The 16,712-nt window shown below is 34.8% G+C and carries 12 protein-coding genes; 2 read left to right on the top strand and 10 right to left on the bottom strand.

What is annotated here, in order from left to right; translation table 11 throughout:
• Window positions 1-5: 5 nt before the first annotated feature.
• Window positions 6-1,076 (bottom strand): magnesium/cobalt transporter CorA, encoded by a 1,071-nt coding sequence (gene corA / locus DI487_RS14185; RefSeq protein WP_109570228.1) that lies wholly within the window; start codon window positions 1,074-1,076, stop codon window positions 6-8.
• A gap of 72 nt (window positions 1,077-1,148) precedes the next feature.
• On the opposite strand from corA, the gene hutI reads away from it, so the two are divergent.
• Window positions 1,149-2,387 carry an imidazolonepropionase gene (gene hutI / locus DI487_RS14180; RefSeq protein ID WP_109570227.1) on the top strand — a complete coding sequence of 413 codons (1,239 nt, stop codon included), beginning with the start codon at window positions 1,149-1,151 and terminating at the stop codon, window positions 2,385-2,387.
• A 48-nt stretch (window positions 2,388-2,435) separates the two neighbouring features.
• Here the strand turns inward: hutI and DI487_RS14175 are convergent, their stop codons facing one another.
• Window positions 2,436-3,314 carry a hypothetical protein gene (locus DI487_RS14175; protein ID WP_109570226.1) on the bottom strand — a complete coding sequence of 293 codons (879 nt, stop codon included), beginning with the start codon at window positions 3,312-3,314 and terminating at the stop codon, window positions 2,436-2,438.
• 125 nt (window positions 3,315-3,439) lie between these two features.
• Here DI487_RS14175 and DI487_RS14170 point away from each other — a divergent pair, with 125 nt between their 5' ends.
• Window positions 3,440-4,468 (top strand): formimidoylglutamase, encoded by a 1,029-nt coding sequence (locus DI487_RS14170; protein WP_109570225.1) that lies wholly within the window; start codon window positions 3,440-3,442, stop codon window positions 4,466-4,468.
• Window positions 4,469-5,066: 598 nt separating this feature from the next.
• On the opposite strand, the gene DI487_RS14165 is transcribed toward DI487_RS14170, so the two are convergent.
• The 8 genes from DI487_RS14165 to DI487_RS14135 form a co-directional block, all read right to left on the bottom strand.
• On the bottom strand, window positions 5,067-5,399 hold the full coding sequence (locus DI487_RS14165) for a hypothetical protein (RefSeq protein WP_109570224.1): 333 nt from the start codon (window positions 5,397-5,399) through the stop codon (window positions 5,067-5,069).
• 2 nt (window positions 5,400-5,401) lie between these two features.
• Entirely contained in the window at window positions 5,402-8,407 is a 3,006-nt protein-coding gene (locus DI487_RS14160; protein WP_109570223.1) for an RHS repeat domain-containing protein, read from the bottom strand.
• The gene (locus DI487_RS14155; RefSeq protein ID WP_109570222.1) at window positions 8,398-9,369 is read right to left on the bottom strand and encodes a DUF6443 domain-containing protein; all 972 of its coding nucleotides are present in this window, start codon (window positions 9,367-9,369) and stop codon (window positions 8,398-8,400) included. Before DI487_RS14155 ends, DI487_RS14160 begins: the two co-directional genes overlap by 10 nt.
• Window positions 9,370-9,380: 11 nt before the next feature.
• Window positions 9,381-11,015, bottom strand: coding sequence for a hypothetical protein (locus DI487_RS14150; RefSeq protein WP_109570221.1), 1,635 nt, complete (start codon window positions 11,013-11,015; stop codon window positions 9,381-9,383).
• Window positions 10,967-12,445: a hypothetical protein gene (locus DI487_RS14145; protein ID WP_109570220.1), complete on the bottom strand. Its 1,479-nt coding sequence runs from the start codon at window positions 12,443-12,445 to the stop codon at window positions 10,967-10,969. The genes DI487_RS14150 and DI487_RS14145 overlap by 49 nt, the downstream gene beginning before the upstream one ends.
• Before the next feature lie 13 nt (window positions 12,446-12,458).
• A complete protein-coding gene (locus DI487_RS16400; RefSeq protein ID WP_245896313.1) occupies window positions 12,459-12,737 on the bottom strand; it encodes a T9SS type A sorting domain-containing protein in 279 nt (92 codons plus the stop codon).
• A complete protein-coding gene (locus DI487_RS14140) occupies window positions 12,731-14,092 on the bottom strand; it encodes a T9SS C-terminal target domain-containing protein (protein WP_245896428.1) in 1,362 nt (453 codons plus the stop codon). The genes DI487_RS16400 and DI487_RS14140 overlap by 7 nt, the downstream gene beginning before the upstream one ends.
• 355 nt (window positions 14,093-14,447) lie before the next feature.
• Window positions 14,448-16,649, bottom strand: a complete 2,202-nt coding sequence (locus tag DI487_RS14135; protein WP_109570219.1) for an ATP-binding response regulator — start codon at window positions 16,647-16,649, stop codon at window positions 14,448-14,450.
• Between the last annotated feature and the right edge of the window lie 63 nt (window positions 16,650-16,712).

Here is a 16,712-nt window from a genome sequence, read left to right as displayed (position 1 = left end):
ATCAATTAAAACCAACGTTTCTTTTTAAAATAACGAATCATTACGAATACTAACAAAGCCATTACAGTTAGTACTACATAATAACCATAACGCGTGCTGAGTTCCGGCATATTGTGGAAATTCATTCCATACAAACCTACGATAAATGTCAAAGGCAAAAAGATAGATGATATAACCGTTAATGTTTTCATCACTTCATTCATCTTGTGATTTTGTGTAGTGTAATAAAAATTACTGGCACTATCAAGCGAGCTCATATCGTATTCTATCTGATCTAAAAGTTCAATTGTTTTTTGATGCAACCTGCTAAAATACACAAAATTACTCTCCTGTATACTGTTAAAATCATCGTCTTCCTTGATCGTCTTGATCGTAAATAAAGCTTCTTTTAATGGTATTAAAGAACGTTTTAAGAAGTGAAATACTTCCCGTAACTGTTCAATTTCTTCTACTATTTCAGGTTCATCTGATGTCTTGGATCTTTGTTGCAGGTTTTCAATTCTTTCTTCCTTCTTCTCAATAGTGATGTAAAAGTTCTCTATTACGGCGTCGAGCAACAGAAAAAGTAAATAATCTACTTTCTTTTTGCGTACCACACCACTATTCGTTCGCAGCCTTTCCCTGATATGAGTAAAAAAATCTCCTCGCTTTTCCTGAAAGGAAACCACTAACCCTTCCTGAATTAAAAAACTGATCTGCTCTATGGAAATGCTTTCATTGCCTTCAGATGGCAAAATAGATTTTATACTGAAAAACAGAGACTCATCAAGCTCATCAAGTCGGGTTCCCCGAGTTATATTTAAAATATCAGAAATAATAATACTGTTGAGCTGTAAATAATCTGTAAGTTCCCTGATCGCTTCTACATTCGTTAACCCGTGTAAATTTAACCAATTACATTGCTCCGAATCTCTGTTTTTTATAAAATCAGCTACGGAAACATTCTGGTACTCCACTATATTGTTCTCATTGTACACAAACAACTGCATTTCAGTTTTTCTGTCAGTGTAAATACCATTGTATTCCAGTGGTTGAAAGTTAACTTTTCGTCCTTTTTTATATTTTAATTTTCTCAAAGTCTCAATTTTTGTCTCTATAAAGATAGGAGTTTTTAAAATTCGGGCTTATTTTTACCCAAAATATTTTCTATGCTTATACTATTCAAAAACATAAAAGAACTATTACAAGTAAGAGAAAGTCATATTGCCTATGTCGCAGGTGAAGAGATGAAAGAACTTCCTAAGATTGATAATGCTTATTTATTGATCGAAGATACTATTATCAAAGATTTTGGCCCTATGACCCAATGTCCGAATCCGGAAAATACCACTGTTGTAGATGCAAGCGGTTGTGTTGTTCTGCCTACCTGGGTTGACAGTCATACTCATTTGGTCTATGCCGGAGACCGGGTTCAGGAATTTGCCGATAGAATTAACGGTTTGTCCTATGAAGAAATTGCCGAACGAGGCGGCGGAATCCTTAATTCAGCCAAACGATTGAATGAAACTTCAGAAGATGAAATTTATGAACAATCAAAAAAACGTTTGGAAGAGATCATCAAACTCGGTACCGGAGCAGTCGAAATAAAATCAGGATATGGTTTAACTACAGAAGGAGAATTAAAAATGCTCCGCGTTATAAAACGTCTAAAAGAAAACTATGATCTTCCTATTAAAGCCACTTTTCTGGGAGCACACGCTTTCCCTGCCGAATATAAAACAGATCATCAGGCTTATATTGATCTAATGCTCAATGAAATGCTACCTGAGATTGCCAAAGAAAATTTAGCCGACTATATTGATGCCTTTCTTGAAACCGGATATTTTTCTGTTGACGAAACTATTCAGATCATGAAAGCCGGTAAACAGTACGGCTTAACTCCTAAAATTCATGTGAACCAATTTACAGCGATAAACGGTATTCAGGCTTGTGTTGAAAACGGTGCTTTAAGTGTAGACCATTTAGAAATAGTAACTGACGAAGATATTGCTGTTTTAAAAGAGAGCAACACTATGCCGGTGGCTCTGCCTAGCTGTTCTTACTTTATCAGTATTCCTTATACTCCTGCCCGAAGAATGATAGATTCCGGTTTGCCGTTAGCATTAGCTACCGACTACAATCCCGGTACTACTCCATCAGGCAATATGAACTTTGTAGTAGCAACAGCTTGCATAAAAATGAAAATGACACCTGAAGAAGCTATTAATGCTGCTACATTAAATGCTGCTTATGCGATGGGGATCGAGAACGAAACCGGAACTATAAGCAGAGGAAAAAAAGCGAATGTAATGATGACAAAACCTGTTACTTCATTTTACCAGATTCCTTATGAATTCGGGTCGGTGTTAATTGACAAGGTTATGATCAACGGAATGTTTATCGAATAAAAAAAGCGCTTAGTAAGCGCTTTTTTTATTTTTATAAATCGAAGAGTTTTATCTCAAGTTAAAGCTTGTTTTAGAAACATTTTCTCCGGATGCAGTAAATACATTTACAAAGTAAGTTCCTGCCTGAAAATCTTCACCTGAAACTTCTTCATTTACCTGAACCGTTTTATTTTCATATTTTACTGTTGTAGTGAAACTATAGGTCAGTGTTTTATCACCTACAGGAATTGTTTGTTTCTCACCTAAAATATTGTTTTTGCTATCAATTATCTGAACATAATAGGTTTTATCTTCAGATTTCGCTATTTGGTTTTCAGCAATTAAGAAGCTTACTTTTAACTTATTAGCTCTGCTTGCCTTATCTGTTTCAACTTGTTTACCTGAACTTTTTTCTTTAACGGCTAATACATTTAAGTTCAATACCGCTAATTTCGACCCTTTTTCTACTGTTTGAGCCAAACCTTCATTTTGCATTAACAAAGTGTCAGAATATTTTTTAGAAGCATTTAATTCCGTTTGAGTACTGTCTAAACTCGATGTTAGCGCAACATTCTGCTCTTTTAGTAATTTATTTTCTGCAACTAAGTTATCCATCTCTCTTTTCAAGCGGAAATATTCATTTTTATAACGCGATAAATCCCCTTCTGATTTTTTTACCTGCTCTAATAACTTTTCCATTTCAGCTTTCTGATCTTTGATCTCATCCTCCAGTCCGTTTTTTTCCTTAGACATTACGTCTAATTCTGCAATTCTGGCTTCTAAATCATTAGCAATAGAATCTTTTTCTGTTAAAACTTCGGTTTTTTCTTTTTTCAATCCGGAGATATCCGAACTTAATTTAACAATGTAACCAACACTGGCAATTAGTAACAATATCAATACTAAAAAGACTGCTTTTAGCTTTGAATTATTAGGCTTGTTTTCCATAGAGATAAAGGTTTTAATTATGATTAGATAATAGCAAATCTACAATTTATTAAGTATTTTGTCAATTTATTAGGTAACTAATTTTAAAATAGTAATTTTGGTTATGGAATTACTATAAAAGCGCAATGGAAAATATCAAATTGTTAACCTCACAGGAGTTAGCTAAAATTACCCATCACAGAAGCGGTGAAATAAAATTCGGAGAACGTATTCAAGTGGTACCTGAAAACACTGATATTCTTGACTTTATTAAAAATTCTACAGCCTCTTTTGTCCTTTTAGGCTTACCGGAAGATATCGGTGTAAAAGCAAACTTCGGGCGAACAGGCACTGCTTCTGCATACGAAAATACCCTTAAAAGTCTTGTTAACATCCAACACAATAAGTTTTGTAAAGGGAGTGATCTGTTGATCTTAGGGGCTTTGAACCTCGATCAGGAAATGCAGGAAGCACAAAATTTATCCATCTATTCTAAAGAAGAAAAAAAACGTTTATTTCAGTTAGTAGAAAAGATTGATAAGGAAGTATCTCATATTATTCATCAAATTATAAATACCGGTAAAACGCCTATCATTATCGGTGGTGGTCACAATAATGCTTATGGTAATATTAAAGGTTTGGCATTAGCCAAAGGAAAGCCGGTAAATGCTATCAATTTTGATGCCCATACTGATTTCAGAGTCTTAGAAGGTCGTCATTCCGGAAATGGTTTCAGTTATGCTTTTGAAGAAGGTTTTCTGAAAAATTATTTTGTATTCGGTTTACATGAAAACTTTGTCTCTAAGAGTGTTTTCAATACGTTAAAAGAGTTGAACGAGCGTGTTCGCTATGTTACCTATGAAGAGATTGAAGTCAAAAGAGTAAAAGAGTTCAACTCTCAGATGGCAGAAGCTTTGAATTTTATAAAGAATGATCCTTTCGGAATTGAATTGGATCTGGATGCTATTCCGGGAATCTATTCCAGTGCTATGACGTTAAGCGGTTTTAATGTACAGCAAGCCCGGGAGTATGTGTATTACTTCGGCAACCATAAAAATGCTTCTTATTTGCATATATGTGAAGGAGCTCCTGACCTGGATCATACAAACAACAGTCACCTTACAGGGAAGCTGATTGCTTATTTGGTTACTGATTTTATGAAAAGTAAAATGTGACTTTTTTGACGGAAATTCGCAAAAAGGTTAGCTATGTCTTATAAAACAATAGAAGCATTATAAAGAACTTATTTTAAAAGGCGAAACGGTTAGGAATCGCCTTAATTTTAATTACATTTTATAAATTTAACAATATCATTTTCATTCAAAATCAATTTAATTTCCATTCTATCACTTTGATTGTAAACTTCATTATCATCATTATAACCTGATAAAGTAAAAAAAGGAGAACTTAATTTTAGTACATAGTTTCCTTTTTCAATTTTTGATAAACTAAAAACAGAGCTTTTAAATGTTCTTTTTTCATCAAAGTTTATTTCTACAACTTCTATTTTTTTAGAAATTTTCTCTAAGTCTTCTTTTTCACTTATTAGTAAATATTAACAGATCTGGTCCAGGACCATCTAATTCTCTTTCAAACTGCATATTTAAAATGCAATTACTTGGTGATTTGCAATTTAAAAACAAAAGAACGAAACTAAGTAAAATCACTTTAGTTGTCTTCATAACTATTTCTTTTAAATGTTTTTAAATTATTTATTCTATTTCAATAGGTTAGAATTCTGAAATCTTATATCACTAAATCTGAAACCTTACCTTAAAAATCATTTATTTCATCAAAAAGAAAATCATACCCTTCAGTTTTTCCTAATTCCCCTATTTTAAAAAAAATTATTTTAAAATTGTCTAGTTCTAAAGCTTCTTTTACAAATTCTAAAATACTTCTCTTACTTAAATCTTTTATAATAACCATATTATCTGCCCAAAAAAAAGAGAGTAAATTTTTTTTCATTAAGAAGTCGATATTTTTTATAGTAAAGATTGTACAGAAAAAAATTTCTCCATTTTCTAAGATTACATTTATATCTAAATTATCATTATCTTCTTTTTCAATCTGATAACCTGTTGGTAAAAATACTTTAAACTTCATAATTATTTCCAAATTTTCATTAATTGATTAATCACTGTTTGTTGGTTTGCCTTATTAGAATATGCTAAAATTTCTACTGTATCACCTATTTTCCGAAAATAAACTCTAGCACCACCACTTGACCTTGCTTCAAAAATATTTTTAAATATATTTTTTGTTCCAATACCAGGATTCATATTGCCCTTCGAAAGTTGTTCAATCAAAGAATTAGCCTCTCTAGTTAAAGTCTTATTACCATTAAAGGTTTCTTGTGCAAGTTTAAACAGTTTTGAATCACCTTTAACTAAAGAAAGAAGTTTTATTGATGAAGCCCCTACATTAGCATACCCCAAAACTCCTAATCCATATAAAGGTCTTAATCCGCTAATTGTCCCATCTGCATTAACTTGGTAAACTAATCCAGTTTCAGGGTCAGTCCACTCTCTTTTTTGTAAACTCCCCCAAAGTTTCCCAAAAAATGTTTTTTTAGCTTCAAGTACTTTTTCACCTGTCTTATCAACTGATTTTAGATTTTTAGGATCGCCTTGTTCCTCTTCTTCCTCATCATTTCCCCTTTTTGGAGTTTCATTTGAACTTGAAATACTTGCCTGCAGTTGACCAAAAAAACTTTGAGCCTCTTCTCCAGTATAACGAGTTCCCCAACTATATTCCTCAACTGCCATTCCATCGGGATCTATGAAATAAATTGGATTATCCATTGCATAATTATATGGCGTCCATTTTCTCGATTGCTCCGCCAGCGGGTCAATATTCATCCAACGCCCTAAAGCAGAATCATAATTCCTTGCGCCGTAATCATACCAGTTTAACCCCAGTTCATCTTGGTACTCCTTCCCATTATATTTCATTTGGTAGAGTTTTCTACTACCGGCAGCTACCGGGTCTATCCCTACATAATACCCGTCTCCGGATTGCGAATTGGTTACTATAAAATCATAGGTGTCGCTGTTGTATTTGGTATGCTTCAACCCAAAAGGATAGTAATGGTTTTCTTCCATGATAACCGGTACCGTACCGGCTCCTTTTGCATAGCTCAATCGTATATTTCCCAAATGGTCTGTGTAGTTAAACACATAATTGTACGCATTGGCACCTGATTTTGTAGGTTGTGTTACGTTAACATAACCCTCTGCATGCGGAAAAAAACTTAGCTTAGCCCCTGTATACTGAAATCCCTGAAGATAATCCGTAGCCGTATTCAAATAAGATACAAAACTGATCACATGTTTTTGTACCTTTTGTCCTGCTGCACTATAAAGGTATCCAATTTTTGCACTAGTTCCAAATGTAATTTCTACCGGAAGGTTTAAATGATTGTACGTGATATTGGTTATACCTTTGTTGGCATCTGAGGTCATGTTTCCATTAGCATCGTATGTAAAATCATCGTCAGTGTCGTTGATTCCGTCACTATCGTCTTTCAGTCCGAACGGGTGGTTGGAAGCGTCAAAAACTTTTACCAGTTGGTTCTTATTCTGGTTGTGATAGGTGTAAGTAAGATCATCTACCTCAATCGCAAAATTGTCGGCATCTAAATCTCCGTTTCGTTTAAGGGTTTGAATGTTCCCGTTTTTATCATAGGTCATGTTCTCCCAATAGCTGTTAACGGAACTGGTTGCTTCCGGTTTAAGGTAATCTGCATTGGTCAATCGATTCAGCTCATCATACGAATAGTTGTATTTTCGCAAGACGTTATCGTTAGCCGTTCGCCAATACGTAGCCGAGATGTTTCCGTTATACAAAGCATTGGGTGCAGTGTCATTGGTTCCCGAAGAGGTAAAATCATTATAATTGATCTTGAACGCAAACAAATCGTTTTCCGTAGCCAGGTCGTTTATATCATTGATGCTTTTAAGCCAACCGCGAACATTATAGGCGTAATCGATCTTTTGTAAACTGGCTGTTCCGGTAATTACATCATCTCCACCAACTTTTTTACTTACCAATTGCCCCAGTTCGTCATAGGTATTTTTACTGATCAATTGTTCGGGTAACTGGTTAATTTGTTGTTTGTGTAGCAACAAGCGGTCTTGGTAAGTATAGGTATACATATCTTTAACCGTTACAGGAGTTGCTCCGGAATTGTACTGATGCGTAGTCAGGGTATAGTCTACTTTTCCTGCCCAGTCCAGTTTGGTGTCTACCTGGGTATAACCACCTAAAAGATTGGTTGTATAAGTCCGTACCGGTCGGTATCTGTCATCGTATAGGGTATAGGAAGTCTCTGCGGTAGAGCTTCCCGGTGTGTCTAAAACCCGTACCCATGTTCCGGTGGGTAATCCTTTGACATTAGTCGCCAGTGTTTGCCCTTCTACGTCATTAGGTAAAGTAGGGGCTCCGGCAAAGGTATAATCGTCGTAATAATTCTCTGTTAAAACTTCATTTTGTGACAACGTAAATGGGGTACCGCTACTATTAATACTGCTTTGATTGGTGTATCGGTTATTCGCATCGACCGTCATTTGTTTCCATCCGGTTTTAGCCACTCGTCCGAATACATCGTATTCCGTAATTAACCAACCGATGTCGGTTCCTCCGTAAGGCGTAAATGCCGGTCCGGTTGCTACAGGTCGGTCCAGTTTGTCATAAATGATAAATTCCCACTGTTTACCAGGTAATTTTTTTTCTGCCATTCGGTTGCGATCATCGTATTTGTATTGGTAACATAAGGGATCTAAAACAGTGCTATCGGTTGAAGGAGTATAAATCGTTTCATAACCTAGATTAATACTAATAGGCTGAGTCAGGTTTTGGGATATTCCGGGCAGTTGTGTAAAATATAAAGTGGGATCATTTGGTGTATAATCTTCAAAAAATAATTTATTATTTTGAATTTGAACTATAAATTGATGATTCCCATTATAATAAAAATCCACATAACCAAGAGTCATGTCCGGAATAGGTTCAGGGGCATTGATTTCTAATTGTTTAGTTAAATCAAAAGTTGCTGAACTAAAACCGCCGCTAAATTCTAATCTTATCGTATTATTCTCAATGATCAATCCCATACTCCCCCACCGGAAGTAACCGGATCTCCATTGGTATCAATTAAAAATTCTGATATATAATAACTTTGACTATAATATGTAACCGGATCTTGTGTAACGGTAACATTTGCTACGGTATCAGAGGCTAGTGGTGGAATAACATAGATCAGGTTTCCTATTTTATCATAAACATAATTCGTGTCATATTTTTGCCCGTTATTATACGTTCTTTTTAAAATTACTCTTCCTAAATCGTCTATATATTCTTCTATGGTATTGTTTACACCTGATGTCCAGTTTTCATTTTTGGTTATATTTTTATAGAGTGTTCCGGGAGCATAGTATCCTATACAGTTTAAAGAATAAGCATATAGTTCTGTGCTACTAACATAGCTTCGGTTGACTTCAAATTGAAATACCTCGTCTGACGTTGAATTAAGATCATAAGCAAACTGAACTTCATGACCATTGTCTTTTTTCCAGATCTCTCCGGGAGCAGCTTGTTTTAACAATCTATTCAAAGGAGAATCATCAAATGTTTTTTCACTAAAAGGATAATCCGTCGTTTCAAAACCGGGGTCGGGATTACTACTGTAATAATTTGCCTGATTTATATCGGAACTTAAATCGAAATCTAAACTGGCTGCCTGACTGACATAAGGCAAAAATTCTTTCGTTTGCCTGCCGAACTCGTCATAGGTTATGTATGTAATGATATCTTTTCCTGTACCCGATTGTTTGTGACTAATCTGTTGTATAGGATACCCTAAACCATTGTAATAATTTACCTGAATAGTTGCCACATCTATATCCGGGTTTGCTACCTGATTTTGGTTCGCTTGTTTATATGTGGTTTGCTTGATGTAATTCTGATCCTGACTTTGTCCTAGAGCAAGAACAGGAACCATTGCAAGAATAAACCCTAACTTTTTAGCCATAAGTTTATCTTGTATCTTTTTGAACTTGTGTATCTTCGTTTTCATTTGTCCTTGCTTTAGTTTTGAGGTCTATAGTGATATTCATATTCGTTTAAGATATTTCCGTCTTTATCTTTTACATATTCCAATCGGTTATTAGTGTCGTAATAATACATTATTTTATCTCCTTTTGAATCTGTAATACAACTGATGCCAACAAGTGGTTTATGAGTATACGTGGTAACCATAGCATCAGGAAGGGAATTTCTTAAGTTATCCAGAGCTATCTGTAGTTGAGCTTCGGTACCTGTGTCCGAAGCACTTTGAACAGCCTGAATCAATGACGATTGAATTTGTGAATATTGTGCATTTTCTATTTTAGCAACAATCAAGGTTTTATTATATCCCCAGATGACAGAGGTATAAATATCATTTTCTCTGTGAAACTGGATTAGATTACTTTTATCATCATATAAATCATAGAATGTATTTATCTTTTTAGACGGGTCAGGGTTACCTCCCGGTAATTCTTCTATCGTGCTAGGCAAAGTAACCGTATTAACCTCTTGGTATACATAATTAAAATGTTTTTTAACAGATCCGTTTTCTGAAATTGAGGTACTTGACGGTAGATCTAATATATTTTTATTGATTAAATCTGTTGTAGACATCATATTTGTTGATTCATTGTAAATGGTACTCCCGTTAGCATCATTTATAGTCTTTCCTGTTGGAATATTATTGCTGTTATAACTGTAATACGTTTTTAACTCTTTATTTCCTGAAGGAAGATATTGTGTTGAATTTTCTTGAGATAATAAATAAGTATTAGCGAAAATAGGATATGAGGTCAATAAAAACCTAGGGTGTATGAACTCTTGATCTCCGGTTGAAGTTGTATGTGGCATAAAAAAATAGGTTTGGGCAAAAAAAGAAAAATTAACCCCATATCGTTGAATATTTGACGTTCTTAAAGAATAATAAAATTGTTTTTCTTCCTTAAGCTGATTAACACTATTATAAACTTTTTCACTTTTTAAAGTGCCATTAGGAATATAATCTCTATCTCTATAAAATGAAGGTCTAAAACTTAGTTTTTGGTATGGAAAAATTAAATTATATGGAACATTCACAAATTCTTTTTCTGTTTTCCCTATATTCTCCATATTTCCATGTTCTTTGATAACGACTCTGTCGTAACCTATATAATCATCCATTTCATCTATAAAAGTTTTCCCTAAATTACCATTGCTCAGATTGGCTTCTATCAAAGTTGTATTGTATTTATATACGTTGACAGACGGAGTATTTAAGCCCACACTTTGTACCGATTTAACTCCGGTGATCTGTCTTGCTAATCTCTTTTTAAAAATTACTTTACCATTATAATATTCGTAATCAACCTGTTTGAAAAGATTTCCCGAAGACGAAAAACTTTTCGTTGATTTAACTCTAAGTCCGCCACCACTGGTTATTAATGGCGTATAATTATTCATATTAGAATGTAAAACCAAATCATCAAAACTATGCAGTTCATACTCAAATTCTGTATACCCTCCGGTCGGATAAAAGATTCTTTCCAAAGAACCTGCCTTACAAGAAGACAAATAGCTGTTAAAATCGTTTTGAGAATTATCGTTATAATTAGGAAATCCTAAATGACTCAGATTGGGTAAAAAACTGGTATTTGGTTTTCCGTTATAATACCCCAATAATCAATTGAAAAAGAATCTTTTGCCGGTAGTTCGGTGGAGTTATATTCAAATTGATAGGACGTATCAGAATTAAAAGTTACTGAATTTAATTTTAATCTTTTGTTTAAATAATCAGAAACATTTCCAAAATAAGTATAACCAAAATCAATAGCTTTAACGACATCTCCTTTATTATTATATACTGAGATATTGTCCAGTTTTCGCATTCCTTCATAATCTATCCTATTACTATAAGAAAGACTTACAGTTTCTTCAGAAGTAGTTATAGAACTTAAAAAAGAATAGGTCTGTGTTTGTTTTTCGGTTGTAAATGAATTTAACGATGCCTGATTAGTATTAAAGGTTTGCTGGTTTATCCCTTCTACATCTTCAGGAGCACTATTATAGCTACCACCACTTTGAAAAGAAGTTGTGGACGTGCTTATGTTTTTATAATAGACATAACTTTTTTTCTCCAAATCTTTAACTGTATCATTAAAATAGCTAAATAAGATTTCCTTATTTTTATGTGTTATGATTTTACTTAATCTGTGGATCTTTGAAACGATCGTATTAGCGGGATCACTACCTTGTAAAAAACCATTACTGGATACTGTACTGGTTATTGAATCAACTGCTCCAAAAAAATATTGGTTCCCTTTATAATCTGTAATCTTAATACCTTCAGCAGTTCTATCTACCTTATATCCCGAATGACCGTTAATAACCTTAAGAGGCAATGTAACATTATCAATGGCTCCGGGAGTATTCAGCCCTATGTCATCACGAATTATAATCAAATTATCTCCGTTGATATTTACGCTAAAAACATCCGGCTCTGTATCAACATAATTATATGTCATTTCAGAAAATTCGGAACCACAAGGATAATTACCGTCTTTATCGATTAAAAAGTAACCACTCGAAACAAAGTATTGCGGTAGATTATTATATCCAACGGAGGCTCCCGGGTCACAAGAAGGTGCTATTATTGATGTAGCTGAAAAATAGCTCGGACTCCAGTAATCAGGATTCAATCCTCCGACGCTTGGTAAAACCGTACCTCCGGTACTACCGGGTAACGTTTGAAACTTTGTTGATGATTTCAAATCATCTTCATCTTTTATATTTTGTATTATTGTAGGAAGATTCAAACTCCAACCAAGTCCCACTATACCGGCTTCTTCAGCTACTTTTATTCCTCCTGAATAATAACTTAAGGTTAAAGGTATTTCAACACCGTCTAAACTAAGGTTGTATAGTGGGATGTTAATATTAGCGATTCCCCTGTATTCATTTAACGGCACATTACCATATTTTGTAAAATCATACATCGTAGGATTGGTGGGAAAGCTTAAATCCTTTTTTGTAGCTTCTAATTTAGTAGGTACAACTTGTGAAAAACAATAAAAACTGTTTAACAGTAGTAATAAATATTTTATTTTCATTTCTTATCCGTATTTATTTCTTAATCACTTTAACCCCGCCGGTTTCGGTATCGGTCTTTATTTCTACTACATAGATCCCGGTTGGTAGGTTGGTCAAATCTACCGGTATCGTTTTTTCGCCTTTGATCTCCGTACGGCTGATCGTTCTTCCGCTCAAATCGTATAAAGTTGCTGTTCCTTTGCTGTAGTCAAAGCTTACAATTACATTGGTAAAATATTCCGTCGGGTTCGGTACCGCTTCCAGATCAATTCGGGCTTTCTCTTCCTTGTCCTTGTCTTTGAGCTTTACCACCCAAAAGTCATTACCGCCTTTGGCTGTCTTTTTGTCTTTTGAGGCAGTGCCGTTTGAGGTACCTGCCAAAAGATACCCCCATCGCGGGTTTCCAACAAGCGTTTCATCACCTCATCGCCTTTGCTTCCTACCGTTTGACTCCAAAGTTCCTCTCCGTTAGACTTGATCTTTAAAGCAATATAATCGTTGATCCCTTCTTTGTCTTTCCTGATGGTTTTAACAGGTGTTTTTTGTCCGCTTTTGTCCGCTTCACTCTGGGCGTAACCGCCAATGATAAACGTACCGTCTTTGTTCTCTACCAGTGAGGTTAAGATATCGGCTTTACCATAGTTATACGTTTGCTGCCATTCGATCTCACCCGACTCATCGAGCTTTAACACCCAGAAATCGGTTCCTTCACGGTTGGTCTTTGATTTGGAATACGTCGCTCCGGAATTGGAGTTCCCGCCTAACAAATAACCGCCATCCCGAGTGGGGATCAAAGCATTGAGATTATCGTCCTTTTCCCCTCCGTAGGCTCTTTGCCAGTCGATCTCGCCCTGCGCATCGAGCTTCACGATCCAGTAATCTCCCAAACCGTAGTTCTCTTCTGTTTTATCGCCCGAAGCCGGAGAGTTGGAATAACCTCCTAAAATATAACCGCCGTCTGTAGTTGGTTGAATGCTGCGCAATTCGTCCACATATTTTCCGCCGATGGTTCTTTGCCATTCGATCGTTCCGGCTTCGCTGAGTTTTACAACCCAAAAGTCCAGATTCCCTCGCGAATCTTCTGATTTACCATACAAATCGGGAGTTTGTCCTTCCGGAGTTATCGTTTTATTGGAAGAGGAAGTTCCGCCTAAAATATAGCCGTTGTCTTTGGTCTGGGCAATGCTTAAAAGCTTTTCCATTCCGCTGCCGCCAATGGTTCTTTGCCACAGTTGTTGGCCTTTAGCATTGAGCTTGATGATCCAGAAGTCTTCTTTACCTTTGCTATTTTCGGTTTTGTCGGAACCTTTATCGGAAGCGGAAGTACCGCCGAGGATAAATCCCCCGTCACCGGTAAGGGCTATGCTTTGCAACAGGTCTTCTTTGTTGCCGCCAAAGCTCTTTTGCCAGTCCAAATTGCCGTGCTCGTCCATCTTCCAGACCCAGTAATCCAGATCGCCTTTGTTCTTTTCGTCTTTGTTGCCGTTTTTTCCGGAAACCGAACTTCCGGCCAGGATAAATCCGTAATCAGGCGTCGGTATGGCATCGTATAAGTATTCGGCATGTTTGCCTCCATAGGTCTTTTCCCATAGGATATCCTGCGCTGAAGCGATGGCAGGAATCAATAATGCAGGGAAAATAGCGGTTAAGCGTAATTTTATTCGCATTGCATTTTATTTGTAATTAAATATGGATAAATGTATATTTTTTTTGTAATACGAAAAGGCAAATAGTTGTTTTTACGGTTTTTTCAGTTTTAACCGACTATTTTCAAATTTTTGAAGGTTTTTAAGATTTTATATCTATTAATTTTCTTTAAATTGTAATTTTTATCTAAAAAAATGTAATGATAAAAAATTAACACAGTGTCAAAATCCTACGCAAAATTGTTTTTTTTCGGCATTTTGTGTCAATTTTTTTGATAGATTTTTTTTTGACACAACAATTGTGGCATTTTTTTGAACACAAAAGTTGTAGCAAATTTTTCATAGTAGTTTTTTCGCTACGGTTTTTTGAAAAAATCTATTTATCTAACTGTTTCTGAAGTATTTTTAAAAAAGTTTTGACATCAAAAGGTTTTACAATAATATCATTGATCTGTGCCTCATGAATCTTATCCATGATCTCATCTTTTTCAAAAGCTGTTACAGCGATAATGGGCAATGTAAATCCTTTTTCTCTGATTAATTTTGAGGTTTCAAAACCATTGATCTTAGGCATATTGATATCCATAAGAACTGCGTCAAAATGCTCCTGTTCTAAACTCTCTAAAGCCGTAAACCCATCGTCTACAATTTTACATTTAAAGTGATTGTTCTCTAAAAGATGGCGGGTTACCAGTTGGTTTATCTTATTGTCTTCTACAACTAATATATAATATTCTTTTGTAGTCTTCTCTTCACGACGAGCTACAGGAATACTTTCTTTTTTAGTTGCATCTTCTTTTTGTCCTTCTTTTAAGGGAATTGTAAAAATAACTTTAGTTCCTTGATCCTCTTTACTTTCCAAAGAAATGGTTCCGTTAAACAATTCTACCAATCGTTCAACAATGGTTAATCCTAATCCGGTTCCTTGATAGTCTTCATCTTTTCGGTCAATCTGTACGAACTTTTCAAATACTTTCGCCTGATATTTTTCAGGTATTCCTATTCCGTTATCCTCAACAGTAAACTGAATAAATAATGTTGTATCTCTTTTCTTTTTTAATTTGGCTTTTATAAGGACTTTGCCTTTTTGCGTGAATTTGAGAGAGTTGCTCATTAAATTAAAAATGATCTGTGAAAGCCTTACGTTATCGCCATACAAACATTCCGGAATCGCTTCGTCAATTTCAATAGCAATTGTATTTTTATTCTTTCGGGCAATAGTTTCAAGAGAATTTTTGATCGTAACTAAAGTTTCTTTTAAATGAAATGTTCTGTTATCCAACGTTACTTTATTCTCTTCGATCTTATTCAGATTCAAAATATCATTTACAAGAGATAATAAGTATTTTGCTGAAAATTTCAAAGATTTCAAATACGTACTACCTTCCAGTTCTTTGTGCTCTTCTTCTATGATATCTGTAATACCTATTACACCATACAAAGGTGTCCTAAGTTCGTGTGTAATGGTTGAAATGAATTGAGACTTTACATTGGAAGCTTCTTCGGCTTTCTCTTTGGCAATACGCAACTCTTCGTTGATCTCAAGAAGTTTTTTATTTACTTTTTTACGCAATTTATTGTTTCGAACCGTAATTAAAAGCAAAACAAAAACAAAGGCAAAAAACAGAAACAATGCAATAATGAATACTTGTGTGTTTCGCAGTTTTTGGTCTTGCACTATTTTTTCAGCTTCCATTTTAACCAACTGCATTTTGGCTTCATTATTTTCTATTTCCTTACCGACACTCTTTACTTGTTGTATTCTTTGCTTATTATATACTTTATCTTCCAGAGAGTCGTGTTTCTCTAAAAAAAGATAGGCATTGTCATCATCACCTATCTTATGATAAAAATCCGAAATATTAGAATATGCTTCTACAATATTCCCTTCCAGATATTCTTCAGTATTTTTACTACAAAGCTCAGCTGTTTTCAGAAAATACGCTCTTGCTTTAGGAAAGTTTTCATAAAAGCTATAATATTCTCCATAAAGTGAATTCAAGGTCAGGTTAGCTTCCAGATCATCGGATTGGCTTACATAATCCTTTGCTTCATTCAGGAATACAATTCCTTTATCAAATTCTCCGTATGTAAAATAAGCAGATGTTAAATTCAGTTTTGAGAAAGCGATTTCTAATTCGTCTGAAAATTTCTTTGAAAACTCCAAGCCTTTTAAATAGCTCTCTATTCCTTTTTTATAGTCAATTTTATGATAACAGTAAACATTTCCCAAATTATTATACAACCATGACTTTACTGTATCATTCTTAGTTTTGCTTGCATGGATTATTCCTTTATTAAAGAAATCTACAGCCTTTTCCAATTCTGCAAATTCCGTATAATTCAGACCGATGATATTGTAAGCTTTGGCTGCATACTCGTCCTCATCATACTGTAATGCCAATACAAGCGCCTTGTTTGCACAGTCCATTGATGTTTCCACCTTATAATCCATAAAGGAAACAGAAGCATCATGAAGTAATTTTTTTAACTCCTGTTTAGGTTGAATAGTATCTTGCCCGAAAAACAAGATCGTGCAAAACAAGGTTAAAAAAGGAAAGATCTTTTTGAGAATCATACGTACAAATGTATAATACTAAAATAAAAAAATCCTGATTTTATCAGGATTTTTTTTAAACGC

The organism is Flavobacterium sediminis (assembly GCF_003148385.1).
Lineage (GTDB): Bacteria > Bacteroidota > Bacteroidia > Flavobacteriales > Flavobacteriaceae > Flavobacterium > Flavobacterium sediminis.
Note: the sequence above shows the minus strand (reverse complement) of the source record. Positions and strands in the feature narration are given on the sequence as shown.

Excerpts from the sequence above, each read along its gene's own strand:
- DI487_RS14145 (WP_109570220.1), bottom strand. The coding sequence starts at position 12,445 with ATGAAAATAAAATATTTATTACTACTGTTAAACAGTTTTTATTGTTTT.
- DI487_RS14140 (WP_245896428.1), bottom strand. The coding sequence starts at position 14,092 with ATGCGAATAAAATTACGCTTAACCGCTATTTTCCCTGCATTATTGATT.
- DI487_RS14170 (WP_109570225.1), top strand. The coding sequence starts at position 3,440 with ATGGAAAATATCAAATTGTTAACCTCACAGGAGTTAGCTAAAATTACC.
- DI487_RS14165 (WP_109570224.1), bottom strand. The coding sequence starts at position 5,399 with ATGAAGTTTAAAGTATTTTTACCAACAGGTTATCAGATTGAAAAAGAA.
- DI487_RS14155 (WP_109570222.1), bottom strand. The coding sequence starts at position 9,369 with ATGAAAACGAAGATACACAAGTTCAAAAAGATACAAGATAAACTTATG.
- DI487_RS14175 (WP_109570226.1), bottom strand. The coding sequence starts at position 3,314 with ATGGAAAACAAGCCTAATAATTCAAAGCTAAAAGCAGTCTTTTTAGTA.
- DI487_RS14135 (WP_109570219.1), bottom strand. The coding sequence starts at position 16,649 with ATGATTCTCAAAAAGATCTTTCCTTTTTTAACCTTGTTTTGCACGATC.
- DI487_RS14160 (WP_109570223.1), bottom strand. The coding sequence starts at position 8,407 with ATGGGATTGATCATTGAGAATAATACGATAAGATTAGAATTTAGCGGC.
- hutI (WP_109570227.1), top strand. The coding sequence starts at position 1,149 with ATGCTTATACTATTCAAAAACATAAAAGAACTATTACAAGTAAGAGAA.